This window comes from Zhihengliuella salsuginis (assembly GCF_014651715.1).
Lineage (GTDB): Bacteria > Actinomycetota > Actinomycetes > Actinomycetales > Micrococcaceae > Zhihengliuella > Zhihengliuella salsuginis.
This window is the reverse complement of sequence record NZ_BMXK01000001.1, coordinates 158,429-184,802: the sequence shown is the minus strand read 5'-3', so window position 1 is coordinate 184,802 and position 26,374 is coordinate 158,429. Positions and strand designations below refer to the sequence as shown.

27 protein-coding genes and 5 riboswitches are annotated in these 26,374 nt (G+C 71.2%); of the genes, 8 read left to right on the top strand and 19 right to left on the bottom strand.

The annotated features are described in order from the left end of the window. Positions 1 to 68 precede the first annotated feature (68 nt). Positions 69 to 2,222, top strand: coding sequence for an alpha-galactosidase (locus IE069_RS00895; RefSeq protein ID WP_189348219.1), 2,154 nt, complete (start codon positions 69 to 71; stop codon positions 2,220 to 2,222). A 91-nt stretch (positions 2,223 to 2,313) separates the two neighbouring features. On the opposite strand, the gene IE069_RS00890 is transcribed toward IE069_RS00895, so the two are convergent. From IE069_RS00890 to IE069_RS00860, 7 genes are all read right to left on the bottom strand, one after another. Next, the gene (locus tag IE069_RS00890; protein WP_189348218.1) at positions 2,314 to 3,210 is read right to left on the bottom strand and encodes a MetQ/NlpA family ABC transporter substrate-binding protein; all 897 of its coding nucleotides are present in this window, start codon (positions 3,208 to 3,210) and stop codon (positions 2,314 to 2,316) included. Positions 3,211 to 3,242: 32 nt separating this feature from the next. Then, positions 3,243 to 4,133 (bottom strand): MetQ/NlpA family ABC transporter substrate-binding protein, encoded by an 891-nt coding sequence (locus IE069_RS00885; protein WP_189348217.1) that lies wholly within the window; start codon positions 4,131 to 4,133, stop codon positions 3,243 to 3,245. A gap of 31 nt (positions 4,134 to 4,164) precedes the next feature. Continuing rightward, positions 4,165 to 5,415, bottom strand: coding sequence for an acyl-CoA dehydrogenase family protein (locus IE069_RS00880; protein ID WP_189348216.1), 1,251 nt, complete (start codon positions 5,413 to 5,415; stop codon positions 4,165 to 4,167). Beyond that, on the bottom strand, positions 5,412 to 6,830 hold the full coding sequence (locus tag IE069_RS00875) for an LLM class flavin-dependent oxidoreductase (protein WP_189348215.1): 1,419 nt from the start codon (positions 6,828 to 6,830) through the stop codon (positions 5,412 to 5,414). Before IE069_RS00875 ends, IE069_RS00880 begins: the two co-directional genes overlap by 4 nt. Positions 6,831 to 6,839: 9 nt before the next feature. Further along, a complete protein-coding gene (locus tag IE069_RS00870; RefSeq protein ID WP_229790857.1) occupies positions 6,840 to 7,526 on the bottom strand; it encodes a methionine ABC transporter permease in 687 nt (228 codons plus the stop codon). Next, a complete protein-coding gene (locus IE069_RS00865; RefSeq protein ID WP_189348214.1) occupies positions 7,519 to 8,355 on the bottom strand; it encodes a methionine ABC transporter ATP-binding protein in 837 nt (278 codons plus the stop codon). The genes IE069_RS00870 and IE069_RS00865 overlap by 8 nt, the downstream gene beginning before the upstream one ends. 6 nt (positions 8,356 to 8,361) lie before the next feature. Continuing rightward, positions 8,362 to 8,457: riboswitch (SAM riboswitch) on the bottom strand. A 173-nt stretch (positions 8,458 to 8,630) separates the two neighbouring features. Beyond that, positions 8,631 to 9,923, bottom strand: coding sequence for an acyl-CoA dehydrogenase family protein (locus IE069_RS00860; RefSeq protein ID WP_189348213.1), 1,293 nt, complete (start codon positions 9,921 to 9,923; stop codon positions 8,631 to 8,633). A gap of 7 nt (positions 9,924 to 9,930) precedes the next feature. Further along, positions 9,931 to 10,032: riboswitch (SAM riboswitch) on the bottom strand. 222 nt (positions 10,033 to 10,254) lie between these two features. Beyond that, positions 10,255 to 10,347, top strand: a riboswitch (SAM riboswitch). A 5-nt stretch (positions 10,348 to 10,352) separates the two neighbouring features. Here IE069_RS00860 and IE069_RS00855 point away from each other — a divergent pair. The 3 genes from IE069_RS00855 to IE069_RS00845 all read left to right on the top strand — a co-directional run bounded on the left by IE069_RS00855 (position 10,353) and on the right by IE069_RS00845 (position 13,252). After that, complete coding sequence (locus IE069_RS00855) at positions 10,353 to 11,171, top strand: ABC transporter ATP-binding protein (RefSeq protein WP_229790856.1); 819 nt, start codon at positions 10,353 to 10,355, stop codon at positions 11,169 to 11,171. A 128-nt stretch (positions 11,172 to 11,299) separates the two neighbouring features. Then, positions 11,300 to 12,328 (top strand): aliphatic sulfonate ABC transporter substrate-binding protein, encoded by a 1,029-nt coding sequence (locus IE069_RS00850; RefSeq protein ID WP_189348211.1) that lies wholly within the window; start codon positions 11,300 to 11,302, stop codon positions 12,326 to 12,328. A gap of 3 nt (positions 12,329 to 12,331) precedes the next feature. Then, entirely contained in the window at positions 12,332 to 13,252 is a 921-nt protein-coding gene (locus IE069_RS00845; protein ID WP_189348210.1) for an ABC transporter permease, read from the top strand. Between the two features lie 21 nt (positions 13,253 to 13,273). On the opposite strand, the gene IE069_RS00840 is transcribed toward IE069_RS00845, so the two are convergent. The 3 genes from IE069_RS00840 to IE069_RS00830 all read right to left on the bottom strand — a co-directional run bounded on the left by IE069_RS00840 (position 13,274) and on the right by IE069_RS00830 (position 15,250). Beyond that, positions 13,274 to 13,876 (bottom strand): hypothetical protein, encoded by a 603-nt coding sequence (locus IE069_RS00840; RefSeq protein ID WP_189348209.1) that lies wholly within the window; start codon positions 13,874 to 13,876, stop codon positions 13,274 to 13,276. A 36-nt stretch (positions 13,877 to 13,912) separates the two neighbouring features. Further along, positions 13,913 to 14,542, bottom strand: a complete 630-nt coding sequence (locus tag IE069_RS00835) for a hypothetical protein (RefSeq protein WP_189348208.1) — start codon at positions 14,540 to 14,542, stop codon at positions 13,913 to 13,915. Between the two features lie 81 nt (positions 14,543 to 14,623). After that, positions 14,624 to 15,250, bottom strand: a complete 627-nt coding sequence (locus tag IE069_RS00830) for a hypothetical protein (protein ID WP_189348207.1) — start codon at positions 15,248 to 15,250, stop codon at positions 14,624 to 14,626. 104 nt (positions 15,251 to 15,354) lie between these two features. Next, positions 15,355 to 15,470, top strand: a riboswitch (SAM riboswitch). Positions 15,471 to 15,475: 5 nt separating this feature from the next. Here IE069_RS00830 and acs point away from each other — a divergent pair. Both acs and IE069_RS00820 read left to right on the top strand, forming a co-directional pair. Next, positions 15,476 to 17,521, top strand: a complete 2,046-nt coding sequence (acs, locus tag IE069_RS00825) for an acetate--CoA ligase (protein ID WP_229790855.1) — start codon at positions 15,476 to 15,478, stop codon at positions 17,519 to 17,521. A gap of 109 nt (positions 17,522 to 17,630) precedes the next feature. Next, entirely contained in the window at positions 17,631 to 19,019 is a 1,389-nt protein-coding gene (locus IE069_RS00820) for a M23 family metallopeptidase (RefSeq protein ID WP_189348205.1), read from the top strand. Between the two features lie 15 nt (positions 19,020 to 19,034). Here IE069_RS00820 and IE069_RS00815 read toward each other — a convergent pair whose 3' ends face one another. The 5 genes from IE069_RS00815 to IE069_RS00795 form a co-directional block, all read right to left on the bottom strand. Beyond that, positions 19,035 to 19,439, bottom strand: coding sequence for a hypothetical protein (locus IE069_RS00815; RefSeq protein WP_189348204.1), 405 nt, complete (start codon positions 19,437 to 19,439; stop codon positions 19,035 to 19,037). 46 nt (positions 19,440 to 19,485) lie between these two features. Then, positions 19,486 to 19,848 carry a hypothetical protein gene (locus IE069_RS00810; RefSeq protein WP_189348203.1) on the bottom strand — a complete coding sequence of 121 codons (363 nt, stop codon included), beginning with the start codon at positions 19,846 to 19,848 and terminating at the stop codon, positions 19,486 to 19,488. Between the two features lie 90 nt (positions 19,849 to 19,938). Further along, positions 19,939 to 20,643 (bottom strand): alpha-ketoglutarate-dependent dioxygenase AlkB family protein, encoded by a 705-nt coding sequence (locus IE069_RS00805; protein ID WP_229790854.1) that lies wholly within the window; start codon positions 20,641 to 20,643, stop codon positions 19,939 to 19,941. Then, positions 20,636 to 21,238, bottom strand: a complete 603-nt coding sequence (locus IE069_RS00800; RefSeq protein WP_189348202.1) for a methylated-DNA--[protein]-cysteine S-methyltransferase — start codon at positions 21,236 to 21,238, stop codon at positions 20,636 to 20,638. The genes IE069_RS00805 and IE069_RS00800 overlap by 8 nt, the downstream gene beginning before the upstream one ends. After that, the gene (locus IE069_RS00795; protein ID WP_189348201.1) at positions 21,235 to 21,753 is read right to left on the bottom strand and encodes an RNA polymerase sigma factor; all 519 of its coding nucleotides are present in this window, start codon (positions 21,751 to 21,753) and stop codon (positions 21,235 to 21,237) included. The genes IE069_RS00800 and IE069_RS00795 overlap by 4 nt, the downstream gene beginning before the upstream one ends. A 180-nt stretch (positions 21,754 to 21,933) precedes the next feature. Between IE069_RS00795 and IE069_RS00790 the strand changes: the two genes are divergently transcribed. Then, on the top strand, positions 21,934 to 22,359 hold the full coding sequence (locus tag IE069_RS00790) for a LapA family protein (RefSeq protein ID WP_189348200.1): 426 nt from the start codon (positions 21,934 to 21,936) through the stop codon (positions 22,357 to 22,359). A 49-nt stretch (positions 22,360 to 22,408) separates the two neighbouring features. Here IE069_RS00790 and IE069_RS00785 read toward each other — a convergent pair whose 3' ends face one another. The 4 genes from IE069_RS00785 to IE069_RS00770 all read right to left on the bottom strand — a co-directional run bounded on the left by IE069_RS00785 (position 22,409) and on the right by IE069_RS00770 (position 25,253). Then, positions 22,409 to 22,963 (bottom strand): hypothetical protein, encoded by a 555-nt coding sequence (locus IE069_RS00785; RefSeq protein WP_189348199.1) that lies wholly within the window; start codon positions 22,961 to 22,963, stop codon positions 22,409 to 22,411. Between the two features lie 88 nt (positions 22,964 to 23,051). Further along, positions 23,052 to 23,603 (bottom strand): histidine phosphatase family protein, encoded by a 552-nt coding sequence (locus tag IE069_RS00780; RefSeq protein WP_189348198.1) that lies wholly within the window; start codon positions 23,601 to 23,603, stop codon positions 23,052 to 23,054. Positions 23,604 to 23,634: 31 nt separating this feature from the next. After that, positions 23,635 to 24,138, bottom strand: coding sequence for a DUF2087 domain-containing protein (locus IE069_RS00775; protein ID WP_189348197.1), 504 nt, complete (start codon positions 24,136 to 24,138; stop codon positions 23,635 to 23,637). Continuing rightward, complete coding sequence (locus IE069_RS00770; protein WP_189348196.1) at positions 24,135 to 25,253, bottom strand: DNA glycosylase AlkZ-like family protein; 1,119 nt, start codon at positions 25,251 to 25,253, stop codon at positions 24,135 to 24,137. Before IE069_RS00770 ends, IE069_RS00775 begins: the two co-directional genes overlap by 4 nt. A 96-nt stretch (positions 25,254 to 25,349) precedes the next feature. Here IE069_RS00770 and IE069_RS00765 point away from each other — a divergent pair, with 96 nt between their 5' ends. Beyond that, positions 25,350 to 26,099, top strand: a complete 750-nt coding sequence (locus IE069_RS00765; protein WP_189348195.1) for a ZIP family metal transporter — start codon at positions 25,350 to 25,352, stop codon at positions 26,097 to 26,099. A gap of 65 nt (positions 26,100 to 26,164) precedes the next feature. After that, a riboswitch (SAM riboswitch) is annotated at positions 26,165 to 26,259 on the top strand. The last annotated feature ends 115 nt before the right edge of the window (positions 26,260 to 26,374 follow it).

The window sequence follows — 26,374 nt, the reverse complement described above, 5'->3', positions numbered from 1 at the left end:
TCCTCCGCGGCGCGCCGGGCCCACCCCGGCGCGCCGCGCGTCCCACTTCAGCGAAAGCGAACCACCCCATGGACCCCGTCTACCTCCGCGCCGCCGGCACAAGCCTGCTGCTTCACTTCCCCGCCGGCCAGGTCGAGATCGCGCACTACGGCGCCGACCTCGGCCCCACCGTCCCCGATCCCGGGGCACTGCTGCCACCGATCCCGAATTCGGCCCTCGACGTGCCGATCGTCGCCGGCCTCGTCCCGCAGGCCTCGTCCGGCTGGCCGGGCCGCCCGGGCCTGCGCGGCTCGTTCGTGGTCGACGGCCGCGCCGGCCATGGCTTCTCCCCCGCCCTGCGCGTCACCAACGTCGACGCAACCGCCGACGCCGTCACAGTCACCCAACACGACGACGCCCTGGGGCTCACGCTCGCCACGCACCTGCGCCTGCACCCGGGCGGGCTGCTCGAGGCCGCCCACACGCTGAGCAACCGCGGCACTGACCCGTACCAGCTCGACGAGCTGGCCGTCGTCGTGCCGGTGTCCCGGCAGGCGGACGAGGTGCTGGATCTGACCGGGCGCTGGTGCCGCGAGAAGCACCCGCAGCGGGCGCGACTGCGCCAGGGCACGTGGGTGCGCTCCGGCCGGCACGGGCGCACGGGACACGACTCCTCGCTGCTGACCGCCCTCGGCACGCCCGGGTTCGCGAACCGCACCGGGCAGGTATGGGCCGCGCACTTCGCGTGGAGCGGCAACCACGAGCAGTTCGTCGAGCAGCTCGCCGACGGCCGGCGGATGCTCGGCGCGTCCGAGCTGCTGGGCCCGGGCGAGGTCGTGCTCGAACCCGGCGCGAGCTACAGCACGCCCGCGTTCTTCGCGGCCTACTCGGACCGCGGGCTCGACGGCGTCAGCACGCGGTTCTACGACTGGTTCCGCGCCCGCGACCACCACGTGGACACGACCAGCGGCCGCGTCCGCCCGGTGGTGCTCAACACGTGGGAGGCCGTCTACTTCGACCACCGGCTCGACGCGCTGACCGAGCTGGCCGCCTCCGGCGCCGAGCTCGGGGCCGAACGGTTCGTGCTCGACGACGGCTGGTTCGCCGGCCGCCGCGACGACACCGCGGGCCTGGGCGACTGGGTCGTGGACTCGCAGCTCTGGCCCGACGGGCTGACGCCGCTCATCGAGGCCGTGAACGGGCTCGGGATGGAGTTCGGGCTGTGGGTCGAGCCGGAGATGGTGAACCTCGACTCCGATGTGGCCCGCGAACACCCGGACTGGGTCGTCGGACCGGCTGCGGGCCCCGGGGCGCGCCTGCCGCTCGAGTGGCGGCAGCAGCACATCCTCGACCTGACCAACCCGGGCGCGTGGCGGCACGTGTTCGACCAGCTGGACGCCCTGCTGGCCGGCAACAACATCGCCTACCTGAAGTGGGACCAGAACCGAGACCTCACCGAGCACGGCAGCGGCGGCCTCTCCTCGGTGCACGAACAGACCCTGGCAGCGTACCGGCTGTTCGACGAGCTGCGGGCCGCGCACCCGGGGGTCGAGATCGAGTCCTGCTCCTCTGGCGGCGCCCGCGTCGACCTCGGGATCCTGGAGCGCACGGACCGCGTGTGGGCCTCGGACTGCAACGACGCCCTGGAGCGGCAGACCATCCAGCGGTGGACGCAGTCCGTGCTGCCGCCCGAGCTCGTCGGCTCCCACGTGGGGCCCACCCACTCGCACACCACGGGCCGCGTGCACGACATCTCGTTCCGGGCCATCACCGCCCTGTTCGGACACTTCGGGATGGAGTGGGACGTGCGGCAGGCGACGGGCGCGGAGCGGGAGACGCTCAAGCGGGCCATCGCCCTCTACAAGGAGCACCGGGCGCTGCTGCACTCGGGGACGCGCGTCAACGCGGACCTAGCCGACGAGGCGCTGCGTCTGCACGGCGTCGTGGGGAGCGACCGCGCGGAGGGGCTGTTCGCGGCGGTGAGCGTGGCGTCGTCGTACGCGGAGATGCCCGGGACCGCGCCGCTGCCGGGGCTGGATCCGGAGCGCACCTACCGAGTCGCGGCCGTGCTGCCGACCGAGGCGGACGCGGACTACGCGAACACGTTCACGCAGATCCAACCGCCGGCGTGGCTGCGCGACGGCGCGTTCACGGCCACGGGCGCGTACCTCGAGCACGTGGGCGTCCAGCTGCCCGTGCTGAACCCGGAGCACGCGCTCCTGCTGCACGCACTGCAGGCCTGACGAAGGTTTCGCCTGGACGGGCAGGGCCCCGGCACCGGAAGATCCGGCGCCGGGGCCCTGCCCGTCTAACGGCGCGTGGGGCGACGCGTTCCTAGACCCACTCGGCGAAGTCCGCCTCCACATCGCGGTCCCACGGGGTCTCGAGGACGCCGCCGATGTACTCTCCGAACCAGGCCTCGACCTCCGGCGACTGCAGGGCGCCCTGCAGCGCCCGGCCCTTCTCCGTCTCGGCGAAGCCGGGCTGGCCGGCGACGAGGCAGATGAACGGCAGCGAGTCCTCGGTCGACTCGAAGGCCAGCGCCGTCTCCGGGGTCAGGTCGATCTCCGCGGCCAGCCGGACGAACATGAACCCGGCGTCGACGTCCTCGAACGTCGTGGCCAGCGACTGCTGGTCGACCTCGACGAACTCGAGGTTCTTCGGGTTGGCGGTGATGTCCTTCTGCGAGAGGTGGATGACGGACTTCGACTCGTCGACCTCGATCGCCCCGGCCTGGGCCAGCAGCTTCAGCCCGCGCCCGTTGTTCGACGGGTCGACGGGCAGGGCCACCTGGGCGCCGTCCGGCAGCTCGTCCACGGACGCGTACTTGCTGGACCAGAGCCCGGCCGGCGACGCGTACACGTAGAACGACGCCTCCAGGTCCAGGTCGTTGTCGGCGGAGAACTGCTCGAGGTAGGCGCCGTGCTGGAAGAAGTTGGCGTCGAACTCCCCGTTGGCCACGGCGATGTTCGGCTGGACGATGTCGGTCACGTAGGTCGGCTCGAGCGTCCATCCCTGCTCCGCCAGCAGGCCCTGGGCGATCTTGACCGGCTCCTGGTACGGGGCCGACTCGGTGACGATGATCTTGATCGTCTTCTCGGCCGTGCTGCCGCCGCCGGTCAGGCCGCAACCACTGAAGGCGCTGACGGAGGCGAGGGCGCCGACGCCGAGGGCGCCGCGCAGGAAGCCGCGCCGGCTGGTCGCGGACGCGAATGCTGGTGTGCTGGTCATGAAGGTTCCTTCGTGTCTGTCTCTTGGTCGCTTCAGGCCTCGGTGGCCCATTCGGCGAAGTCGGCGTCCAGGTCGCGGTCCCACGGGGTGCCGAGGGCGCCGTCGATGTAGCCCTCGAACCACTCGCGGACCTCGGGCGACTGGATGGCCTCGCGCAGGGCCGTGCCCTTCTCCGAGTCGCGGAAGCCCGGCTGCCCGGCCACGAGGTTGATGTAGGGCAGGGAGTCCTCGATGGTCTCGAACGCGATCGAGTCCTCCGGGGTCAGGCCGATCTCGCCGGCCAGGCGCACGAACATGAACCCGGCGTCGACGTCCTCGAACGTCGTCGCGAGCGACTGCTGGTCCACCTCGATGAACTCGAACCCGCGGGGGTTGGCTTTGATGTCCTTCTGGGACAGGTGGATGACGGACTTGGACTCGTCGATCTCCAGCAGGCCGGCCTTGGCGAGCAGCTTGATGCCGCGGCCGTTGTTCGCCGGGTCCACGGGCAGCGCGATGCGCGCGCCCTCGGGCAGCTCGTCGATGTCGCCGTACTCGGCGGACCACAGGCCCGCCGGCGAGGAGTACGTGTAGAAGGAGCCCTCGAGCTCCAGGTCGTTGTCCTTCGCGAACTGCTCCAGGTAGGCGCCGTGCTGGAAGTAGTTCGCGTCGAACTCGCCGCGGGCGACGACGATGTTCGGCTGGACGATGTCCGTGACGAACGTCGGCTCGAGCTCCCACCCCTGCTCCGCGAGCAGCTTCTGGGCGATCTTGATCGGCTCCTGGCAGGGCGCGGTCTCGGTCGCGATGATCGTGATCTTCTTGTCGCCGCCGGCGGCGGAGGCGCCGCACGCGCTCAGGCCGCCGAGTCCGGCGAGCGCGCCGAGGCCGATCGCCCCGCGCAGGAAGCCGCGGCGGCCGGTGGTCAGATTGGTTTCGGGCATGGTTCTCCTCAAGAGTGGTGGTGCGTGCGAGTCAGGCGGTGGCCGTCGAGTGCGACGGCGTCGCCTCGCCGATGGCGTTCAGGCCCACCGGGGCGGCCCCGTTGATGTGGAAGTCGCCCAGCGAGCGGGCGCGGAAGGCGATCGGGTTGTGGGTCGCGACGGTCTGGGCGTTGCGCCAGTGCCGGTCGAGGCCCTTGGAGGTGCTGGTCGCGGAGGCGCCGACCGTCTGGAACAGGGCCTGCGCGGCGGAGAGCGCCAGGTCGGGGACGGTCACGTGCGCGGCCTCCACGGCGAGCTCGGCGGTAAATGCCGCCTCGGGCACGTCGGCGGGGTCCGTCGAGAACCCGCCGGCCGCGCACAGGTCCCACGCGGCGTCGATCGCGCGGGCGGCGGCCAGCACCGTCGCCTCGGCCGCGAACGCCTGCGCGGCGATCTTCCCGACCTCGGCCTGGATCAGGTCCTCCTCGCGGAACGGCTTGCCGGAGCCCGTGTTGAACGTGCGCGAGCGCCGGGCCACGCCCGCGGCCGCGTCGTCGCGTGCAGCCCGGGCGATGCCGGCCTGCACGGCGAGCAGCACGAGCTGGAAGAACGCCGCCTCGTGCACCGCCTCCTGGGTGCCGCGCACACGGGGCAGGACGTCGAGCGGGTGGACCGCGACGCCGTCGAACTCCGTGGTGCCGGTGCCCGTGAGGCGCTGGCCGAACCCGTCCCAGTCGTCGTGCACGCGCACGCCCGGGTCGTCGACGCGCACGACGGCGAACTGCCGTTCCGCGGTCGGCTCGCCGTCCGTGCCGATCACCTGGGCGCTGACGCGCGTGTGGTCGGAGAAGATCGTTCCCGTGGAGTAGAACTTCTCCCCCGTCAGCTCCCAGCCGTCGCCGGCGCGCTTCAGGGTGGTGTTCAGCGTGCCGAGCGCGTTGCCGCCGATCTCGGTCGAGGCGTTGCCGACCGTCTCGCCCGCGACGAGGCGCGGGTACCAGCGTTCGCGCACCTGAAGCGCCTGCCACGGCAGGGTCTCCGAGAACCCGAAGTGCGATCGGTAGAGGTGGGCGACGTTGGAGTCGGCGGCGGCCAGGTCGACAAGCAGCCGGGTCAGGGTCTCGACGGTGACGCCGTACCCGCCGCGCTCGGCGGGCACGCGCAGGGCGCCGAAGCCGGCGGCGTCGAGAGCGGCGACGGGCTCGTGCGGGAGGATCCGCTCGCGGTCGCGGTCCCACGCACCCGCGGCGATGTCGGCGAAGATCGGCGCGAAGCGCTCGCGCACCACCTCGTAGCCGCTCATGCGCCGGCCTCCTGGAGATCGTGCGTCCCGCCGGCCGCGCGGGCGGGGACGCTGGTGCGGTATCCGGCCGCCGGGTGGCTGCCCGGCAGGCGGTCCCCGCGGCCGAAGACCTTCTCGCGGAGCGTGCCCGGCGCGTACTCGCTCTGGGCGAGGCCGCGGCGGCGCAGCTCCGGCAGCAGTCCCTCGGCGAGCTCGACGTAGGAGTCGGGCAGGACGTGGTTGAGGACGTTGATGCCGTCGACGCCGGCGTCCTGCCAGTCCTCCAGAGTGTCCGCGATCTGCTCCGGGGTGCCGGCGATCTGCTGGCCGTAGGCGCGGGAGCGGGCGATCTGGCGCAGGGTCGGCTTGCCGTCCGGGGCGAGGCGCCGGATCGTCTCCAGGTGGCCCTGGTTGCCCTCGGTCTCGAGCTGGCCGACGGGGGTGTCGAGGTCGAGTCCGCCGAGGTCGATCCCCATGCCGCCGCCGATGTGGGCGACGATGTAGTCGAGGTCGAGCCACTCGTCGAACTCGGCCTGCTTGCGCTTGACCTCGGCCTCGGTGCTGCCGACGAGGAAGGACAGGCCGGCGAAGACTTTCAGGTCCTCACCCGAGCGGCCGGCGGCGACCGCCTGCTCGCGGAACTTCTCCGCGTTGCGGCGGGCGTGGTCCGGGCCGGGGGCGAAGATGAACGTCGCCTCGGCGTGCTGCCCAGCGAATTGCCGGCCGCGGTCCGAGGACCCGGCCTGGAAGAGGAACGGGGTGCGCTGCGGGCTCGGCGAGACCAGGTGCGGGCCCTCGATGCTGTAGCGCTGTCCGGCGTGGTCGATGCGGTGCACCTTGGCCGGGTCGGCGTAGAGCCCGCTCGCCTTGTCCGCGACGACGGCGTCGTCCTCCCACGACCCCTCCCACAGGGCGTAGGCGGCCTCGACGTACTCCTCGGCCCACTCGTAGCGGTCGTCGTGCTTGGCGAGGCCGGCGCCGCCGAAGTTCCGGTGCGCGTTCTCGAGCACGCTGGTGACCACGTTCCAGGCGACGCGGCCGCCGGAGAGGTGGTCCAGCGTGGAGAGCTGGCGCGCGAACTGGAACGGGTGGTTCTGGATGATCGAGCTCGTCAGCGCCAGGCCGATGTCACTGGTCCCCGCGGCCAGGGCCGAGAGCAGCACGAGCGGGTCGTTCGCGGGCACCTGCAGGCCCTTGCGCACGTGGGCGTCGTGGCCGCCGTCGTACTCGCCGTACAGACCGGAGACGTCCGCGAAGAAGAGGGCGTCGAACTTGGCGTCCTCGAGGACGCGCGCCGTCTCCTGCCAGAGCGCCAGCTCGTTGAAGCGGTGCTGCTGGGCGTCGGGGCGGCGCCAGTGGCCGCCGAGGATGTGGTTGGGGGTGTTCATGACGAACGCGCTGAGCAGCAGCCGCGGTCGTTGCGTGAAAGTGGCCATGGGGGTCTCCTAGTGGCGCTTGTCGAGGCGGCGGGCCCAGCGGGTGCCGCCGATCTGCACGGCCTGGACGAGGACGATCATCAGCACGATCGCGAAGAGCATGACCGCGGTCTCGTACCGGTAGTAGCCGTAGCGGATCGCGAAGTCGCCGATGCCGCCGCCGCCGACCAGGCCGGCCATCGCGGAGTAGCTGATGAAGCTGACGGTCATGATGGTGATCGAGCCCAGCAGCGCCGGGCGGGCCTCGACCAGCAGGACGTCGCGGACGATCTGGCCGCGGGTGGCGCCCATCGAGCGGGCGGCCTCGACGACGCCGGCGCCGAGCTGGGTGATGTTCTGCTCGACGAAGCGGGCGAAGTACGGGATCGCGTTGATGGTCAGCGGGACGATCACCGCGGCCGTGCCCACCGTGGTGCCCACGACGAACCGGGTGACCGGGATGATCGCGATCAGCAGGATCAGGAACGGGAAGGAGCGGATGACGTTCACGAGCGAGTCGACGACCCGGTGCAGCTTCGGGCGCGGCTTGAGCCCGGTCGGGGACGCCGAGTAGAGCCAGACGCCCAGCGGCGTGCCGATCAGGATGGCGATCGGGATCGCGACGAGCAGCATGACGAACGTCTGGCCGAGCGCGACACCGACCTCCGGCAGCAGCTCGATGATGCGGGCGATGTCGAAGCCTGCGATATCAGACACCGGCGTGCTCCTTCGTCTCGGCCGCGCCCTTGGCGGCGGTGTGCCGGCTGCGTTCGGCCAGCGGCGTGCGGGTGATGTGCAGGTCGTCGTCGAGTAGGTAGCGCCCGATCTCCGTCTGCGGGTGGAAGCGCCCGGAGTTCAGGTCGTCGACGGCGAAGCGCTCGACGGCGCGACCGGCGTCCATGACGGCGACGTTGTCGGCGATCGACTTCACGACGTTGAGCTCGTGCGTGACCACCACGGTGGTGATGCCGAGCTGCTGGTTGATGTCGGCGAGGTACTGCAGGACCGAGGCGGTGGTGCGCGGGTCGACGGCGGAGGTCGGCTCGTCGCAGAGCAGCACCTTCGGCTTGGTCACCAAGGCACGGGCGATGGCGACGCGCTGTTTTTGGCCGCCGGAGAGCTTGGCCGGGTAGGACTTCGCCTTCTCGGCGAGGTCGACGATCTCGAGGGCCTCGTGGGCGCGGCGGCGGCGCGCCGCCTTCTTCACGCCCGCAAATTTCAGGGACAGCTCGACGTTCTCCACCGCGGTGCGGTTGTTGAGCAGGTTGAAGTGCTGGAAGATCATGCCGATCTGGTGGCGCTCGCGGCGCAGCTCCTCGTCGCCGAGTCCCGTCAGGTCGACGCCGTCGACGAGCACGTGGCCGGAGGTCGGGCGCTCGAGCAGGTTGATGTTGCGCAGCAGGGTCGATTTCCCGGCACCGGAGAACCCGATGATGCCCTGGACCGATCCGGCAGGGATCTCGAGCGAGACGTCGTCGACCGCGGTGAAGCCTTCTTCACCGCCCTTGCCGGCGAATCGCGTGGACACGTTGCGGATACTGATCATTCTTCTCCTCCATCGTTCCTGGCGGTAGCACCTTTCCGCGCTGGAGGCGGATGGTTGCTGCGGCGTCGTCGAGCCAGATCTCTCGGCCGCTCTGGATGGTTTGCTATGCGTTTGTTAAACCAGTTTTTGGGACGGCGGTCATCTGGGCCAAACCACGGGCCACACGGGGTCACGAGGCGTCGCATTGCCCTGAATGAGTCGACTCATTTCATCTTGTGACCGACTGTTACGGGCACGGCCGGGCGCACCCCTCCCCTGCCGGGAGGGGGATGCTGTCAGTGGTTGACCGGGTACACGTACGACGACGGCGCCTCGCCGGCCGACTCGTGCGTCGCCGGGGGCGTCCCGTTGACCTCGTAGTCGCCGATGATGCGCGCCCGGTAGATCGCCGGGTTGTGCGTGGCGATGGTCCGCGCGTTGCGCCAGTGCCGGTCGAAGTTGCACTGGCTCGACGTCGACGAGGCGCCGAGGCCGTCGAAGAGCTTCGACGCCGCGGCGAGCACCAGCGGCTGGACGGCCGATTGGGCGCGGTTCGCGACCAGCTCGCACGCCGTGTAGGTCTCCTGGCCCGTGAGCGCGTCCTGCTGGAAGAGGCCCTCGACCTCCCCGACCGCGGCGAGGACCACGGATTCCGCCGCGAAGGCGCTCGCGGAGATCTCGCCGATCAGCTGCAGCACCTGCGGCTCGTCGCGCAGGGCGACACCGGTGCCGGTGTTGAACGCGCGGGTCCGGGCCTGAACTGCCGCCCGCGCGTCGGCGAGGGTCGCCCGCGCGATGCCGGCCTGCACCGCCAGCAGCACCAGCTGGAAGATCGACGACTCCGGGAAGTGCGGCTGCTCGGCCGGGCCGAACAGCGAGTCCACGGGGACCTCGTCGAACACCGTGGATCCGGTGCCGGTGAGCTGCTGGCCGAAGCCGTCCCAGTCGTCGTAGATCGACACGGACGAGTGGTGCGTCGAGACGACCGCGAGGTGCCGGCCGGGCGCCGACGGGTTCGCGGCCGCGACGACCGTCCAGTCCGCGAAGATCGTGCCCGTGCAGTAGTACTTCTGCCCGGTGACGGTCACGCCGTACGGGGTGACGTTGAGCTGGGTGTTCCACGTGCCCATACGGTTGCCGCCGCGTTCCGCGTAGGCGTTGCCGACGAGCTGGCCGGCCGCGATGCGGTCGATCCACTTCTTGCGCACGGCCTCGTCCGGGTGGACGAGGATCTGCTCGACGAACGCGATGTGCGCGCGCAGCAGGTGGGCGACCTGTGAGTCGGCCTCGGCGAGCTCGATGAGCAGCCGGAAGGAGTCGGTGAGGGAGGCGCCGTAGCCGCCGGCCTCGACCGGCAGCCGCAGGGCGCCGAAGCGCTCGGCGTTGAGCCAGCCGACCTGCTCGATCGGCAGGCGCCGCAGCGCGTCGCGCTCGGCGGCACCCTCGGCGATCCGCGCGAAGACGGGGCGGAAGCGGTCGGCCAGCCGGTCGTAGTGGTCCCCCTGGGGCGTGCCCGGCGTGAGTTTGAGCAGCAGGCGCGGCTCGTCGTCGTGCGACGTGTGACGGTTGGGGTCGGCGGAAACGCCCATTAAAGTTCCTCCATCGGTTCTGGCGTGAGCACCTTCCCGTCCCGGTGAACCGGTTGGGGGGTTGCTGCGGCGTCGTCGAGCCAGATCTCTCGGCCGCTCTGGATGGTTTCGTTGCATTCTATTGGGCCATACGGCGACACAGCGAGACAAGCCGGGACGGACTGCCGCCCGAAAAGTCGTCACACAGCGCCTCGGCGCCCCCTCCAGGGCACGCAAACGCTTCATCGCGCGTCTCACCGAGTCATATAGCGCCCCGGTTTCCGCAACATGACGTCATGCGCCCTTCACATCTCTTGCAGCGACCGGTGCCCGCCGTATTTAGTTGAGTCCGCAACCATCCAGAGCGGCTGAGAGATCTGGCTCGACGACGCCGCAGCAACCACCCGGGACCCCGGAAAGGTGCTACCGCCAGGACCGATGGAGATGATCATGACTTCCACGCTGTCCGTATCCGACGACGTCCGCACCGACGACGCCGTGGCCTCCGAGCGCGCCCTGCCCGTCACCTTCGAGTCCGTGACCAAGTCCTTCGGGGAACGCATCGTCCTCAACGGCGTCGACTTCTCCGTCCGCGCCGGCGAGGTGCTGGCCATCGTGGGCCCGAGCGGCTGCGGCAAGTCCACGCTGTTGCGCGCCGTCGCGGGCCTCGAAACTCCGACCTCCGGCACCGTCCGGATCGACTCCTCCCCCGTGACCGGGCTGAGCGAGACCTCGGCCTTCGCGTTCCAGGAGCCGCGTCTGCTCCCGTGGCAGACGATCCGCCGGAACGTCGCCCTCGGCCTGCCGAAGGGGACGGGCAAAGCCGCCGGCGCCGCCCACGTCGACGAGCTCCTCGAGCACGTCGAGCTCTCCGCATACGCCGACCACCGTCCGCGGGAGGTCTCAGGCGGGATGGCCCAGCGCGCATCCCTCGCCCGGGCCCTCGCCCGCCGGCCCGGCGTGCTGCTGCTCGACGAGCCGTTCGGCGCCCTCGACGCGCTCACCCGGCTCAAGATGCAGGACCTCCTGCTGGACATCCACGCCAAGCACCCGGCCACGATCCTGCTCGTCACCCACGACGTGGACGAGGCCCTGCAGCTCGCCGACCGGATCCTCGTCCTCAGCCCCACCGGCGGCCACGAGGGTGCCGGCGTCGCCAACGTGATCGACGTCCCCGGCACCCGCCCGCGGGACCGCTCCTCCGCCGAGCTCGGCGCCCTGCGCTCGACGCTCCTGGAGAACCTGGGCGTCGACTCCCACCGCCACTGATTCCCGCACGACGACGGCCGCCCCCTGGCGCGCCCGTCCCCTGCCGGCGCTCCCCGAGGTCGCGCCCCGAGGCCACGCGTCGCTTTCGCACACTCTCACCACGCACTCGACACGCAAGAAGGAACATCATGAGCATCTTGAACACCGTCACCCGCCGCCGCCTGCTGGGCCTGACCACGGTCGCCGCCGCCGTCGCACTGACCGGCTGCGCCGGCGAGAACGCCGAGCCCGACGCCGCCGGCGGCGGCACCGAGACCCTCAACGTCGACTACGCGACCTACAACCCGCTCAGCCTGATCATCAAGGATCAGGGCTGGCTGGATGCGACGCTCGAGGACGAGGGCGTGGAGGTCAACTGGCTGAAGTCCGCGGGCTCGAACAAGGCCAACGAGGGGCTGCGCTCCGACGCGCTGCACGTCGGCTCGACGGCCGGCTCCGCCGCGCTGCTGGCCCGCGCGAACGGGACACCGATCAAGACCATCGCCATGTACTCGCAGCCGGAATGGTCCGCGATCGTGACTCCGGCCGGCTCCGACATCGACTCGGTCGAGGACCTGAAGGGCAAGAAGATCGCCGCCACCAAGGGGACGGACCCGTACTTCTTCCTGGTTCAGGCGCTGCAGGAGCACGGCCTGACGGTCGACGACGTGACCGTCGAGAACCTCCAGCACGCCGACGGCTGGGGAGCTCTCAACAACAGCTCCGTCGACGCCTGGGCCGGGCTGGACCCGATCATGGCCGGCGCCGAGGAGGAGGGCGCCGAGCTGACGTACCGGAATCTGGACTTCAACACCTACGGGTTCCTGAACGCCACCGAGGACTTCCTGGAGAACGAGCCCGAGCTCGCCCAGACCGTGATCGACGCGTACCAGAAGGCCCGCGAATGGGCCGCGGAGCACCCGGAGGAGACGGCGCAGATCCTCGCGGACGAGGCGGGCCTCGAGCCGGCCATCGCGAACAAGGTGATCCTCGAGCGCTCGAACCTCGACGTCGACCCCGTCCCGGGGGATGCGCAACGGAAGGTCCTCGAGGCCGTGGGCCCGATCTTCGTCGAGATCGGCGACGTGTCCGAGCAGTCGAGCATCGACGAGGCCCTCGACACACTCTTCGACCCGTCCTTCGCCGAGAACGCCGACGCGTCGACCATCAAGGAGTAGTCCATGAGTGCCGCTGAGGAAACGCAAGGTCGCCGGAGCCCCCAGGTCAACGGAGGCACCGCCCAAGCCACGGTGGGCTCGTACGGGTCCAGCGCGGCGGGCTCGGGTGCCTCACCCGAGGCTGCGCCGGCGCCGGGCGGAAAGCCGCCACGCGCCGGCGCGCGCCTGCTGAACACCACGGGCGGGCGGGTGCTGCTGGGGCTCGTCGTGCCCGTCGTCGTGCTGGCCGCCTGGCATTTTTCGACGGCGGCCGGCGTGTTCACGTCGGTGCAGCTGCCCACCCCGGCCTCGGTCTGGAACGCGGCCGCCGAGCTGATCCAGCGCGGTGAGCTGTGGAACCACATCGGCATCTCCACGCAGCGCGTGCTGCTCGGGTTCGCGATCGGCGGGCTGCTCGGCCTCGCGGTCGGCTCGCTGGTCGGGCTCTCCCGGGTCGCGGACGCGCTGTTCAGCCCGACGATCGGCGCCTTCCGTGCCGTGCCGTCGCTCGCGTGGGTGCCCCTGCTCATCCTGTGGATGCAGATCGGCGAGGACTCGAAGGTCACGCTGATCTCGATCGGCGCGTTCTTCCCCGTGTTCACCACGGTGTACCTGGCGCTGCGGCACGTGGATCAGAACCTGGTCGAGGCGGCGCGCGCGTTCGGGCTGCGGGGCGTGAGGCTGCTGACGACGGTCCAGCTGCCCGCCGTCGTCCCGTCGATCTTCTCCGGCCTGCGGCTCGCCCTCGCGCAGGCCTGGCTGTTCCTGGTCGCGGCGGAACTCATCGCCTCGTCGATGGGGCTGGGTTTCCTGCTCACGGATTCGCAGTACAACGGGCGCACCGACCGGCTGATTCTCGCGATCGTCCTCTTGGCTGTCTTCGGCAAGATCTCCGACGCGCTGGTGGGCGTGGTGGAGCGCTGGGCGATCGCCCGCTGGGCCTGAGCCGGCCGGGCCGCCCGCTGGCTACGTACCGGCCCGGTCCCGGCGGTCCAGAACGACGGCGAGCGCGCCGAGCGCCAGCGGGGGCGCAACCCTGCTGAGCCAGGAGAAGACGTCCATCACGTACAGCCTGCCGGGGAACTCCATGCCCACCGAGACCATGATCGACGGGATGACGAGGGCCGCGAAGGCCACCGCGGCACCGATCATGACCAGGCGGTGGCGCAGGAGGAGTGCCCAGGCCACCAGCTGGACGACGAGGATCAGCGACGTTTGGCCCGTCAGGAAGGAGAGTGCCGTCCCGGCAAGCATCACCCAGGTGAGGATGAGTGCGGTTCGGCGAAACTCGGGAAACCGGCGCGACACCACGAGGACCGCGGCGGCGGCGGCCAGTGGCATCGCTGCCGCGAACACGGAGAGCCAGAGTGGCCAAGCGGTTGCCGGCTGGGTCGGCCTCATCGCCGTCAGGACCGCCTGCAGCACCAGACTCGGCAGGTAGGCCACGGCGAAGATCCACAGCAGCCGGACGGCGAACGCGTCGTCCCGGGCGGCGTCGGGCTCCGGAAACGACGGTGCCGAAGACGCCCCGGCACCGGACTCACGTTTCTGCGTATCTTTTGTCCCCATGGGCCGATTCTTCTTCCCACCTGCCGCCGCGTCCAGCTAGGACGCGTAACGATCCCGCTTCCGCCTCGTCCACCACGCGAGAGCGGCCAGCGTCGCCACCACGGCCAGCGCGAGGGCGGGCATCAGGCCCGGCGTGCCGGCCGGTGGCCCGCCCGGCACGGCGTAGTCCGCAGAGGACGCGGGAGCCGAGAGCTGCCACCAGACTTCCGGCACGGCGCTGGCGATGACTGCCACCACGCCGCCGAGGAGCAGAGTGGACCGCCGGAGCTTCCACGCCCAGAAGAGCAGCCCGAGGCCGATGTACCCCGGGACGGCCCAGGCGGCGAAAGGGACGGCAGCCACCAAGAAGACCGCACCCAGGAAGAAGCCCGCCACGGCTGCCGGACGGTGCTCCGGCATTTTGCGGGCGGCGACGAACACGGCCTCGGCCACGGCCAGCGGCAGCAGCAGGCTGGCCACGTACAGAACGTCGGCCAGCCGCGGTGGTCCGCCATCCGCGGCCGTCAATCCGAGCGGTAGCGCCAAGGCGATGACCACCGCCACCGCGTGGATCCACAACACTCTGGCGGCGAGCCGGTCCGTTTCGCCTGGCGCCGACTGGGTCTCGGGGTGCTCCGTCGCAGCGGAATCATCACCCTCCCCCATATCGGGCAACTTGTTTCTCATCCCTGCAGTCGTATCCACTCCTACATCCTGCACGAGCGGGCCAAGCGGCACCAAACGGTCCGTGAATCGCCCGGGGCGGCCTCATCCCCGACTACGAGCACGCCTCCGCCGCTGGTAGTGCGCCATGACACCCAGCACGACAGCCCCGAACAGACCGACCCAGTACGGCGAAACCGTGAACAACGGCCCGAAGTCTTCCGCCCCCGAACCGCTATAAGCGGGCGGAACCATGAATCCGCCGAGAAAAACATTGGCCACCGCGAGCACCAGGCTCGTGACGCCAGCCCAGACGAGGATCTGTTCACGCGTCTTGAACGCCCACAGGAGCAACCCCACGCCGACGACCGCGTGGACAGGGCCCCCGGAGAAGCCCGTCACTGCGAGCAGCACTCCCAGAATCAGTCCGATGACGGCCGCGCCCCGGTACGCTTCCACGGGATGTGCGACGAGGTAGCCGGCCAGCATCATCAGGACCGGGAACACCCCGATGGACAGCGTCACAATCAGTGCCGGCGGCTGCCCGACCACCAGATGGCCCAACCCGCCGTACACGAACGCGAACAGCAGCGCATAGACCGCCGCGCCGCCGGCGAAGGTCCATAGGATCCGCTCGACGAACGCCCGCCGCTGCCCCTCCGAGACCCCCGGCGCGGCGCGAGTGGGCGCGGGCGCGGTGGCGCCGTCGTCGTTGTGTCCTGCAGGGTCCATACTGCGATTCTGCCGCACGTGGCGCTGCGCCGGAACCCATCACATTGTTGCGCGCCGCGTCACCCGTTTTGCCCCGCGCCGCGTACCGGCGTTTAGTGGTGGGGAAACCATCCCGAGCGGCCGAGAGATCTGGCTCGTCGACGCCGCAGCAACCACCCGGGACCGCGCCCTTCACGGGGCCGCGCTTCCGGCATGGTGCTACCGCCAGGACCGATGGAGTTGATCATGAGCACTGCAGTACCCGCCGCCGTCGTACCCGCCGCCCCGAACCTGACCGCGCGCACCGAGGCCGAAGCCGCCGAGCAGCGCTGGACCGAGGCCGAGCGCCTCGCGCACTGGGACGCCGCCGCGCGGCGCCTCGATTGGGAGACCGACTGGCACACCACCCACACGTGGGTGCCCGCCGACCCGGCCGCGAAGCGCGGCCCGCAGATCTCCTGGTACGACGGCGGCCGGCTGAACGCCGCGGTCAACTGCGCCGACCGCCACGTGGCGGCCGGGCGCGGCGACAAGGTCGCCCTGCACTTCGAGGGCGAGCCGGGCGACACCCGCACGGTCACCTACGCAGAGCTCACCGAGCTCGTCAGCCAGGCCGCCAACGCGCTCGAGGCGCTCGGCGTGACCAAGGGCGACCGCGTGGTCGTCTACCTGCCGGTGCTGGTCGAGACGGTGGTCATCACGCTGGCCTGCGCGCGCATCGGGGCCATCCACTCGCTGGTCTTCGGCGGGTTCTCGGCCGAGGCGCTGAAGTTCCGCGTCGAGGACACCGGCGCCAAGCTCCTCGTGACCACGGACGGCCAGTTCCGCCGGGGCGCCGCGGTGCCCGTGAAGGAGAACGCGGACGCCGCCGTCGCGGGCGAGAACAGCATCGAGCACGTGCTGGTGGTCAACCGGACCGGCCAAACCGACATCCCGTGGACCGAGGGCCGCGATGTGTGGTGGCACGACGTTGTCGACACCCAGCCGCGCACGCACGCGGCGGAGGCGTTCGACTCCGAGACGCCACTGTTCATCATGTACACCTCCGGCACCACGGGCCGCCCCAAGGGCCTCGTCCACACCACCGGCGGCTACCTCGCGAACGCCAGCTGGTCCCACGAGTACCTCTTCTCCCACCCGGATCCCGCGCAGCGCGAGCACGACGTCCACTGGTGCACCGCAGACCTCGCGTGGGTCACCGCGCACACCTACGAGATCTACGGGCCGCTCTCCAACGGCGTCACCCAGGTGATCTACGAGGGCGTCCCGAACGCGCCCCACCCCGGCCGGCACTTCGAGATCATCGAGCGCTACGGCGTGACCAGCTACTACACGGCGCCCACTCTGGTCCGCTCCCTCATGGGCTGGTTCCCCGACGGCATCCCCGCCGGGCACGACCTCTCTTCCATCCGCCTGGCCGGAACCGTCGGCGAGGCCGTCAATCCGGAGGCCTGGCGGTGGCTGCGCGCGCAGGTCGGGCGCGACTCGCTCGACCCGGCCGATCCGCAGGCCGGCATCCCCATGGTCGACACCTGGTGGCAGTCCGAATCCGGCGCCACCGTCCTCTCCCCCCGCCCGTCCGACCCGGCCTTCAAGCCCGGCTCCGGCACGCGCGCCCTGCCGGGCGTCGCCACGGACATCGTGGACGACGACGGCGCCCGGGTCCCCGCGGGCGTGCAGGGGAACATCGTGCTCACCGCCACGGGCCCGTCGATGGCGCGCACCGTGTGGGGCAACCCCGAACGCTACTTCACGTCCTACTGGGAGCAGTACGCGGAACAGGGCTGGTTCCTGGCCGGCGACGGCGCGAAGTTCGACGCGGACGGCGACACCTGGATCCTGGGCCGCATCGACGACGCGATCAACATCTCCGGACACCTGCTGTCCACGATCGAGATCGAGTCGGCGCTCGTCTCCCACCCCGCGGTCGTCGAGGCCGGCGTCTGCCCGTCCCACGACGCGAAAACCGGTCATGCGGCCACGGCGTTCGTGGTTCCCAGCGACAAGTCCCTCGTCGGCACCCTGGTCCGCGGCACCGCGGCCGACGCGTCGCTGAGCGCGGCGCACCGCGACGTCGTCGTGCAGTTGCGGGACCACGTGGCCGCCGAGATCGGGCCGATCGCCAAGCCGCGGGACATCGTCTTCGTGCCGGACGTGCCCAAGACCCGCTCGGGGAAGATCATGCGCCGGCTGCTGACGCAGCTCTTCGAGCAGACCGCCCTGGGCGACACCACGAGCCTGCAGAACGAGCCCTGCGTCGAGGACATCCGCCGCATCTGCGACGCCGGGTAACACCTTTCCTCAGAGTTTGCCGGGAAACTCTGTTCAGGAGTCCGAAATGTGACTAGCGTTGATGTCAGATCGTTATTTTCGGGCACCATCAGTTGGGCAAGGGATAACCATGGCGGACTCCTCGAGGTCGGATCCTGCACGTCGAAGCGGCCGTCATGCGCGTCCGCCTCTGGTCACAGCTCGGAGCGTCTCGACGTTCGCCATCCTGGGGCTCTCGCTGGCCGCGCTCTCCGGACCGCAGGCGGTGGGCATCTCGCTCGAACCGCCGCGCGAGACGGCGACCGCAGGCGTCGACATCCCGCCCGACCCGGACCCGTTCACCGTCGCCCCGGTGATCGTGGGGACGGACGGGAAGCTGAGCGCCGAGCGCCCGGAGATCCTCGCCGACGGCAGCGCGGCCGACGGCGAATCGGTGAGGTCCACTGCCGCCGCCGCAGTCGACTGGCAGGGCGCCGACGCGGGGCTTCCCGGAGAACTGAAACTCGCGCACCCGGTCGCGTCGTTCCGGTTGACCAGCCTCTTCGGGTGGCGGAAGAACCCGACGGGACCCGGTTCGCACATCCACATCGGCCAGGATTACGCTGTGTCGTGCGGCACCCCGGTCCGCGCCTCGGAGGCGGGCACCGTCACGCAGTCGGCATGGGCCGGGCACTCCGGATACCGCGTGCGCATCGACCACGGCAGCGGCATCGAGACCGCGTACAGCCACAACTCGCGTCTGGTGGCCAAGGTCGGCGACAAGGTGCGGCAGGGCGACCTGATCGCGCTGGCCGGGACCACCGGGAACTCGACCGGCTGCCACGTCCACTTCGAGGTCTACCGCGACGGCCGCTGGACCGATCCGGCCTACTTCGTCCCGCGCGTTCCGGGACAGCCGGTGCCGCTGTCGCCCGAGGAGCGCGAGCGGCTGCGGGACTCGATCAACCCGCCGCGCGATCCCGCCACGGACGAGCCGGCCCCGCTGGTTCCGGCGGGCTCCACCGCACCGAAGCCCTCGGAGACGCCCGCACCCGGCGACAAGGCCACCGCGACACCGTCGCCGTCGCCCAGCAAGTCTCCGGAGCCCAAGCCGACGCCCAAGCCCAAACCGACGCCGACGCCGACCGAGTCTCCGAAGCCGAAGCCCGAGCCGTCGGGAACACCGGTGCCGTCGCCTTCGCCGAAACCGACACCCTCCCCGTCACCGACACCGACTCCGACCAAGCCGGCACCGGAACCAACGCCCACGCCGACGGAGCCCTCGCCGACGCAGAGCAGCACCCCGGTGCCGACCGAACCAGCCGAGCCGAGCACGGCACCGGCGACGTCTCCGGCGCCGTCGTCGCAGCCCGCCCCGGAACCGACTCCCGAACCCGAGCCCCCGAGCGAACCGACGCAGGTCTCAGCGCCGGCGTCCGAGTCGCCGTCAGCCGAACCGGCGGTCGAATCCACGGTCGCCCCGAGCACGGATCCGGCCGGTTCCCTGCTCGAGCCGGTCGAAGAGCTGCTCGGCGGATAACTGCGGGCGGCCTCTCTAGTGGCCGCCGTCCGGCTCGGCTTCGCGGGCGTTATCGGCTTCCCGGGCCTTCTCGGCGCGGTCGAGCGCCTGCCGCCAGAAGCTCAACCCCATGAAGTAGCCGACCACGAGGGTCAGCAGGCCCAGCCCGATGTTCCAGATCCCGGGGTCGCTGCGGGCGATGAAGGTCGCGGCGATCGCCACGGCGAAGGGCAGCAGCAGGCCGTCTCCGGCGTGGAGGCCGGGATTCGCATACCGTTCGCGCACCGCCCGATCGGCCAGAGGCACCGCCACGACCACGGCGAGGGCCAGCCCCGCGACGACGAACGTGGCGGTCTTCCCGATCGATGGCATGAGCGCGATGACCGCCATCGCCACGGCGTAGCTGGCGCTGGACGCGTATCGGTAGGCCCTGGGTGACATGTCTGCCCTTCGTCGAGAACGGGACCACGCTACCGCATGGCGCGTGTCACTCGGCCCGCCGGTCGGCCTCCTCGACGGCCAGGAAGTAGCGCTGGCCGGCGGCCATGTAGCCGACGAACAGGAGGATGGAGACGGCGAAGTTCGTGCTGCCCTCCGTGAAACCGCCGATGAGGGTGCTGAGGCTCCCGCACACGGGGAGGAACAGCGCCCAGCGCCCGATGTTCTCGCCGGGGCGGAGGTAGATCCTCCGCTGCTCCGGGTCGCGCGGCTTGACGACCAGGATCACGACGACGCAGGCGACGATGCCGGTGAGCGCCCCGCCCCAGCCGAGGCTCGGCCGGGCGGCGATGCCCGCCAGGACGCCGGCCAGGCAGAACGCCGACAGCGTCCGGTAGGCCTGTTCCGGCACCTGCGCCTCCTCGTTCCGCGGGCGCCTTGCGGGGCGGCCCGGCCTCTCGTTCCAGAGAACCACAGGGTCCCCGGGCTGTCCATCGGCCCGTCAGGTGCCTCGGCCGTCGAGCCCCGTCTCGCGCAACGTGATGTTGATCCGGCCACCGGCCACCCCGCACCCGGCGGGCGCGGTGCCCGGGAGGACCCGGGTGACCCCGTGGTAGGCGAGCCGCGCCGGACCGCCGAAGACGAACAGGTCCCCCGACGCCAGCGTCACGTCCTGATGCGGCTTGTTCCGGTTCTCGGTGTTGCCGAATCGGAACGTGCAGGCGTCGCCGATGGAGACCGACACGACCGGCGCGAGGGAGCGCTCGTCCCTGTCCTGGTGCATGCCCATCCTGGCGGACTCGTCGTAGAAGTTCGCCAGCGCCGTGTCCGGGGCGTAGTCGGGGGCGCTCCGCCCCGCGTCCCACGGTGTACGCCAGGCGACGTCGGCGAGCGCCTTCCGGCCCATGCGCACCATCCAGTCGGGCACGTCGAGCACGCGGTTGCCGTTCACGTCCGTGGCTTCGCGCGTGTACTTGTAGGGCTGCCAGTGCCAGCCGAGGCAGACGGTCTTGACCGACATCTCGTGGCCCCGCACCTTGGCGCCGCGGGGCGGGACGGGGCCGGACGCCCATGCGCGGAACTGCTCGGCGATCCAGTGCTGGGCGCGGAGGTCGAGCCACCCGGGCACGTGCACCGCCCCGGGCGCGACCTCGCGCGGGCCCCCGCCGCCGAAGTCGGCGTCGAACAGTGCGGGCCCCTCACCCACGGCCGGCGTCCTCGCCGAGCGCGCCCTCTAGCTCCAGCAGAGTGGTCTTGGCGTCCAGCCCGCCGAGGTACCCGCCGAGCCCGCCGTCGCTGCGCAGGACGCGGTGGCAGGGGACGACGACGGGCAGCGGGTTGGTGGCGCAGGCCGTGCCGACCGCGCGCACCGCCTTGGGGTTGCCCACGAGTTCTGCCACCTCCTTGTAGGTCGCGGTGCGGCCGTACGCGATGTCCGGCAGGTGCTCCTGGACGGTCCGCCGGAAGGCGGAGGAGAGCGCGAAGTCCACGGGGAGGTCGAAGGAGCGCCGGCTGCCGGCGAAGTAGGCGTCGAGCTGTTCCGCGACGGGGTCGAGGCGGGCCGGCGCGTTCAGGATGCGCGGGCTGATCCTGCGTCCGAGGGTCTCGAGGACGGCGTCGTGGTCCTCGCTCGCGAAGGCGACCCGCACGAGTCCCGCCCCGGTGGCGGCGAGGAGCAGGGGGCCGACGGGCGAGTCCACCACCCGGTAGGCGACGTCGAGGTCCCCGCGCTCGGCGGCGGTCGTGGCCAGGCGCGCCTTCAGCAGGCCGACGCGCACAGTGTCTTCGGCGGTGGAGTTCATTTCGGGTTCCTCCCGGCGTTCAGCTCGGTACTTCTGAGTTTGGCGATGCCGTCGGCCGAGGCGCGTCGGGCCGAGTCGGTGCTTCCGCCCATGATGTCGGCGATCTGGGCGTAGGTCAGTCCGCCGAGGTAGCGGTAGGCGATCACCTTGCGCTGCTTCTCGGGCAGGCGGGCGACCTCGTCCCAGACGCCGGTGTCCTCGTCGGCACCGCCGCGCCCGCCCGAGTGCGCGCCGTCGTCGTACTCCAGCGCCTCGACGGGGTCCGGGCGGCGGCCGGCGGCCCGCAGGTGGTCGACCGCCTTGTTGCGGGCGATGCGCACGAGCCACGCCTCGAGATTGGCCGACGGGTCCAACCCGCCGTAGGCGCGCAGGGCGGCGAGGAACGCGTCCTGCCAGACGTCGTCGGCTTCCTGGGTGCCGACCAGCGCCCGGCACAGGCGCAGCACGGCGACGCCGTGCCGCTCGACGACGCGCTCGAACGGCGGCAGGCCGTCCCGCGGTGCACTCTGGTTCACATTCCTCACACCCTGTAGACGACTGCCGACGGCCCGGCGTGAGGTCCGTCTGCAAACTTTTTCACAACACTAGGTGACAGGCGCCGGCAGCACATGGCCCCAAGCCCACTTGACGTGTAGTTTCATCAGTGGAAGGGGCCGCGCCAGGCGGACACGTCGACTCGTCACGGGAGGAAGAAGATGGCCACCAAGGAGCCCAAGCCGGAGCACCGGGACACCACCGGGGACATCGAGTCGCCGAAGGACACCGCGTCGGACGTGGTGCCCGCCGACTCCGCAACCCCCGAGGTCGAGCTCGCACCGACCAAGCAGGAGACGCCGGCGTCCGAGGACTACCAGGACCGGATGACGACGACCCGCTCGGGCGCCATCTGGACGACGACGATCTTCTCGCTGCTCGTGCTCATCCTGCTGATCATCTTCATCGCGCAGAACCAGGACACCACCACGCTGCGCTATTTCGCGTGGGAGGGCACCGTGAACGTAGGCCTGACTGTCCTCGCCGCGGCGGTCGCCGGCGGCATCATCGTGGCCCTGGCCGGGGCGGGGCGCATCATCGCCCTGAAGGCCCAGAAGCGGCGCCAGCGCAAGGCCGCCAAGCGCTGATCGCGGCCCGCGGCGGCCGCCTCCGCGCCGGCAGCGGCCCGGGCTCCACTCACTCCTGGGGCGGCATCTCGCCCTCGTAGACCGCGTAGTCGACGACGGCGGTGACGCCGTCGAGAGGCGCGACCTCGATGCGGAGGCCGTTCTGCGGCTCCGCCACGTCGACGGGACTCAGCGCGGTGGTCACCTCGCCCGCCGGACAGCTCAAGCCGGCGGTTTCCGCCACCGCGGGATCCTCGCCGAAGGCCACGTCCCACGTGACGGAGACGCCGTCGCCGGGGATCTCGACGCCGTAGCACTTGAGCTCGAAGTAGTAGTCGCCGGCGGCCAGAACGGGACCGTCCTGGTCGGTGCGGACCGCTCCATCCTCCGCCCCGCCGGACCACACTGCGGCTGTTCCGCCCAGGACCACGGAGGCGTAGGACGCCCGCGTCCACCCGTCGTCGGCCCGCGCGTACCCGAACGCCTCCATGGCGGCGTCGTAGGTCGAATCGGAGACGGGGGCGGTCGAGGGCTCGGGCCCGGCTCCGCCGGAACACCCGGCGAGCGCCGTCGCGGCCAGCAGAGCGGCGGCACCTGCGCTCCGACGGCGGATACGCTCAGTCATGGCGGCCCTCGGGGCCTGTCGGTGACTCATGATGTCACCCTAGCCCGGCGCCCGCCCCGGAGCCACGGCGAGTCGGAACCGGCGCGATTCAGACCGCCGGTTCGGCGATCAGTGCCGTGTCGACCTCGACGGCCTCGCAGTTGTCCAGGCGCGGGCACTCGGTACCGGTGAGCGCGTCCACCGTCAGGCGGATGAGCGTGCCGTGCGCGACCACCAGGACGTTCTGCCCCGGGTACAGCTGCGCGATGCGGCGCAGCGCGTCGATGCCGCGGCCGGCCACCTCGTCCTCCGGCTCCGCCACGGCGAAGATCCCGGCCTTCTCCTCGTCGGTCAGCCCCCACGCCTCGACGCCCTCGGAGGTGCCGAACGAGCGCTCGAGGAGCCCGGCGTCCGTCTCCCCGATGGGCAGCGCGAGCCCGTCGGCGATGATCCGGGCGGTCTCGGCGGCGCGTCCCAGCGGGGAGGAGACGACCATGTCCCAGCCTCCCGATTCCAGTCCGAGGGCGTGCATCTCGCCGATCGCGTCGCGTGCCTGCGCGCGCCCGGTCCCGTTCAGGGGGATGTCGACCTGGCCTTGCAGCCGGCCCTCGGCGTTCCAGTCGGTCTGCCCGTGCCGCACCATCACCAGTCGATTAGCCATGGCTTCAGCCTAGCGCCGCGCCGCGCAGCCGTCAGTTCCGTCCGTCACGGACGTAGACGGCGCCGTCCGGGCTCCGCCGGATCAGCCCGTGGTCCACGAGGTAGCGGCGCACGAGCGCGGTGTCCTCGTGGAACGCGGCCAGCCGCTCGTTGATGTCGCGCTCGGAGAGCTCCTCGCCGGGCCGCATCGCCTCCTCGGCGACGCGCTCCAGCAGCTCGAACCGTTCGGTCGCGTTCGCGGGGAACTGCACGATCCGCCGCCCGTCGCGGAACCGCTCGATCCCCTCCGGTCGCGCCGGCGCGGACGCGGCAAGCATCGCCTTGAAGGCCCCGGCGCGCAGGGCGAGCCGGCCGTCGTCGTCCGCGTCGACCACCTCGGAGGCGAGGAGCGCGGCCCGCGTCTTCGTCCTGACCTTGGGCTTCAGCGCGGCCAGCGCGGGTTCCGGGTCCTGCCCGAGCAGCAGGTGCGCGAGCACTTCGCGCTGGTCCTGGCTCGCCAGCACGGCGACCAGGCGCCGCCAATCCGGTGCACTCATGATTCCCCCATCCTCAGTTCTCCTCCCAATTGCCGCGCCAGGTGCGTCCCGCCGCGCCGCGCCGCGGCTCTCACGCTGCGCTGCGGCGCCCCGTCCTCGCCGAACACGCGCCACAGGTTCACGTCCCGGCCCGTGCGCTGGGCGTCGGCACGGCCGACGAACCGGTCCCCGTGCAGCACGGACATCACGTACGCCCCGTACTGCCGCTTGGCCTGGGGCACGTAGGCCTCGAACAGGTATTCGTAGCCGAAGATCCGCGCCGCCCGCTTGCGGTTGCGCAGCAGGTTGTCGAACGGCCCGATCAGCCGGCTGCCCCGCGTCGGCGTGGTCGCGACGGCCGCCGTGTCCGGCTCGCCGAGGCTGTACGCGTCCTCGCCCCACCCGTCGACCTGCACGACGACGGCGCCGGCGCCTTCCAGCCCCGTCTGCACCTCCTCGGTGCTCAAGCGGTAGTGCCGGCGCAGGTCGGGGACCGTGGCGACGCCGAGCGCCCGCAGGGCGGACGCCACGAGCCCGGTCAGCATCTTCTCGCGGTGCGGCCTCGCCTCGAAGAGGTGGGTCGGGATGCGGGACTCGGGCAGGTCGAAGAGCCGCTTGATGCCCGTCCGCCGCGTGCACACGAGCTCGCCGCACCAGAGCATGAACTCGGCGGCCTTCTGGCGTTCGCTCCACCCCCAGCTGCCGCCGCGCGGGCCGCCGTCCTCGATGTCGCCGATCGTCGCGCCGCCCTCTGCACCGGCGACGATGCGCAGGATGTCCCGCTTCAGCTCGGCCGGCGGAGTCGACCCCTTCGCGGCGAAGTGGTCGCGGAACCGCTGCCGGGAGAGCTCGAAGAGCGGCCAGTCCTCGATCGGGAAGAGGCACGCCACGTCCGTGAAGGTCTCGAACGACACCGCCTCGCGCGCGTCCCAGAGGGCGTCGTCGTACGCTGACGCCGGGCGTCGGGCCGGCAGGCGGGCCGACGCCGCCAGCCGGTGGGCCTTGTCGACGCGGCTGATGCCGTCCAGCTGGATCAGCCGCTCGTTGCGCAGGACGTCGAGCGCGTCGGCCGCCTCCGGGGCGAAGTGGGCGTTGACGACGGCCCGGCGGGCCTCGGCGGCGGACAACTCGATCATGGCCCCACCCTACCGACGCCCTCCCGCACAGTGGACGACACGCTGGGCCGGATCCGGCTAGGCTGAGGCCGACCGGACCCGCTGGAGGAGGATGGCATGCCAGAGTGGATGAGCGCCTTCGCCGCCGGCCTGCTCGGCGGGCTGGCCCTGCTTCTCGGGTGCGCCGTCGCGTGGATCTGGCAGGTCCCGCAGAAGGTCGTCGCGGCGATCATGGCCTTCGGCGCCGGCGTGCTCTTCTCCGCGCTCGCCTTCGAGTTGGTCGACGACGCCGTCGCCTCCGGAGGCCTCCCCGTCACGATCGCCGGATTCATGGTCGGCGCGGTGGCGTTCGTGGGCGCCAACGCGTGGCTGGCACGGCGCGGCGCCCGGCACCGCAAGCGCTCCGGCGGCCAGCAGCCGGCCGAACACGAGGTCCCCGGCAGCGGCACGGCCATCGCGGTCGGCGCGCTGCTCGACGGCGTCCCCGAATCACTCGTGCTCGGGCTGTCGATGGTGACGGCCGGGTCCGTCAACCCGGCGATGCTCGGCGCCGTCTTCCTCTCCAACGTCCCGGAGGGCCTCTCGAGTGCGGCCGGCATGAAGCGGGCCGGTCGCAGCGCCGCCTACGTCTTCGGGATCTGGACGGTCATCGCGCTGCTCGCCGGGGCCAGTTCCCTTGTCGGGTTCGTCGCCCTGCAGACGGCCCCGGCCGGGATCGTGGCGGCCATCAACGCGCTGGCCGCGGGCGCGATCCTGGCCATGATCGTCGACACGATGATCCCCGAGGCCTTCGAGAAGCAGCACCTCGCGACCGGGGTGACCGCAGCCGCCGGATTCGCGACGGCCCTCTGCCTGGATTCGATCTGACACGGAACGCAACGTGCGTAAACATTGCTTGCCGCACGGCGGTTTGTGACGTCACACTGGGGAGGCAACCATCCCGAGCGGCTGAGAGATCTGGCTCTACGACGCCGCAGCAACCATCCGGAATCCTCCGGAAAGGTGCTACTGCCAGAGACGATGGAGAAGCATCACGCTTTCTTGATCCGCAGGCGCAGCCCGCGCCGGGATCGTCGTTGTCCTCGGGAGCCCCAACACCGCGCACGGTGTGGCCGACACGACGTGCGCTCGTATGCAAGGAG

Excerpts from the sequence above, each read along its gene's own strand:
- IE069_RS00895 (WP_189348219.1), top strand. The coding sequence starts at position 69 with ATGGACCCCGTCTACCTCCGCGCCGCCGGCACAAGCCTGCTGCTTCAC.
- IE069_RS00890 (WP_189348218.1), bottom strand. The coding sequence starts at position 3,210 with ATGACCAGCACACCAGCATTCGCGTCCGCGACCAGCCGGCGCGGCTTC.
- IE069_RS00885 (WP_189348217.1), bottom strand. The coding sequence starts at position 4,133 with ATGCCCGAAACCAATCTGACCACCGGCCGCCGCGGCTTCCTGCGCGGG.
- IE069_RS00880 (WP_189348216.1), bottom strand. The coding sequence starts at position 5,415 with ATGAGCGGCTACGAGGTGGTGCGCGAGCGCTTCGCGCCGATCTTCGCC.
- IE069_RS00875 (WP_189348215.1), bottom strand. The coding sequence starts at position 6,830 with ATGGCCACTTTCACGCAACGACCGCGGCTGCTGCTCAGCGCGTTCGTC.
- IE069_RS00865 (WP_189348214.1), bottom strand. The coding sequence starts at position 8,355 with ATGATCAGTATCCGCAACGTGTCCACGCGATTCGCCGGCAAGGGCGGT.
- IE069_RS00860 (WP_189348213.1), bottom strand. The coding sequence starts at position 9,923 with ATGGGCGTTTCCGCCGACCCCAACCGTCACACGTCGCACGACGACGAG.
- IE069_RS00855 (WP_229790856.1), top strand. The coding sequence starts at position 10,353 with ATGACTTCCACGCTGTCCGTATCCGACGACGTCCGCACCGACGACGCC.
- IE069_RS00850 (WP_189348211.1), top strand. The coding sequence starts at position 11,300 with ATGAGCATCTTGAACACCGTCACCCGCCGCCGCCTGCTGGGCCTGACC.
- IE069_RS00845 (WP_189348210.1), top strand. The coding sequence starts at position 12,332 with ATGAGTGCCGCTGAGGAAACGCAAGGTCGCCGGAGCCCCCAGGTCAAC.
- IE069_RS00840 (WP_189348209.1), bottom strand. The coding sequence starts at position 13,876 with ATGGGGACAAAAGATACGCAGAAACGTGAGTCCGGTGCCGGGGCGTCT.
- IE069_RS00835 (WP_189348208.1), bottom strand. The coding sequence starts at position 14,542 with ATGAGAAACAAGTTGCCCGATATGGGGGAGGGTGATGATTCCGCTGCG.
- IE069_RS00830 (WP_189348207.1), bottom strand. The coding sequence starts at position 15,250 with ATGGACCCTGCAGGACACAACGACGACGGCGCCACCGCGCCCGCGCCC.
- acs (WP_229790855.1), top strand. The coding sequence starts at position 15,476 with ATGAGCACTGCAGTACCCGCCGCCGTCGTACCCGCCGCCCCGAACCTG.
- IE069_RS00820 (WP_189348205.1), top strand. The coding sequence starts at position 17,631 with ATGGCGGACTCCTCGAGGTCGGATCCTGCACGTCGAAGCGGCCGTCAT.
- IE069_RS00815 (WP_189348204.1), bottom strand. The coding sequence starts at position 19,439 with ATGTCACCCAGGGCCTACCGATACGCGTCCAGCGCCAGCTACGCCGTG.
- IE069_RS00800 (WP_189348202.1), bottom strand. The coding sequence starts at position 21,238 with ATGAACTCCACCGCCGAAGACACTGTGCGCGTCGGCCTGCTGAAGGCG.
- IE069_RS00790 (WP_189348200.1), top strand. The coding sequence starts at position 21,934 with ATGGCCACCAAGGAGCCCAAGCCGGAGCACCGGGACACCACCGGGGAC.
- IE069_RS00785 (WP_189348199.1), bottom strand. The coding sequence starts at position 22,963 with ATGACTGAGCGTATCCGCCGTCGGAGCGCAGGTGCCGCCGCTCTGCTG.
- IE069_RS00780 (WP_189348198.1), bottom strand. The coding sequence starts at position 23,603 with ATGGCTAATCGACTGGTGATGGTGCGGCACGGGCAGACCGACTGGAAC.
- IE069_RS00775 (WP_189348197.1), bottom strand. The coding sequence starts at position 24,138 with ATGAGTGCACCGGATTGGCGGCGCCTGGTCGCCGTGCTGGCGAGCCAG.
- IE069_RS00770 (WP_189348196.1), bottom strand. The coding sequence starts at position 25,253 with ATGATCGAGTTGTCCGCCGCCGAGGCCCGCCGGGCCGTCGTCAACGCC.
- IE069_RS00765 (WP_189348195.1), top strand. The coding sequence starts at position 25,350 with ATGCCAGAGTGGATGAGCGCCTTCGCCGCCGGCCTGCTCGGCGGGCTG.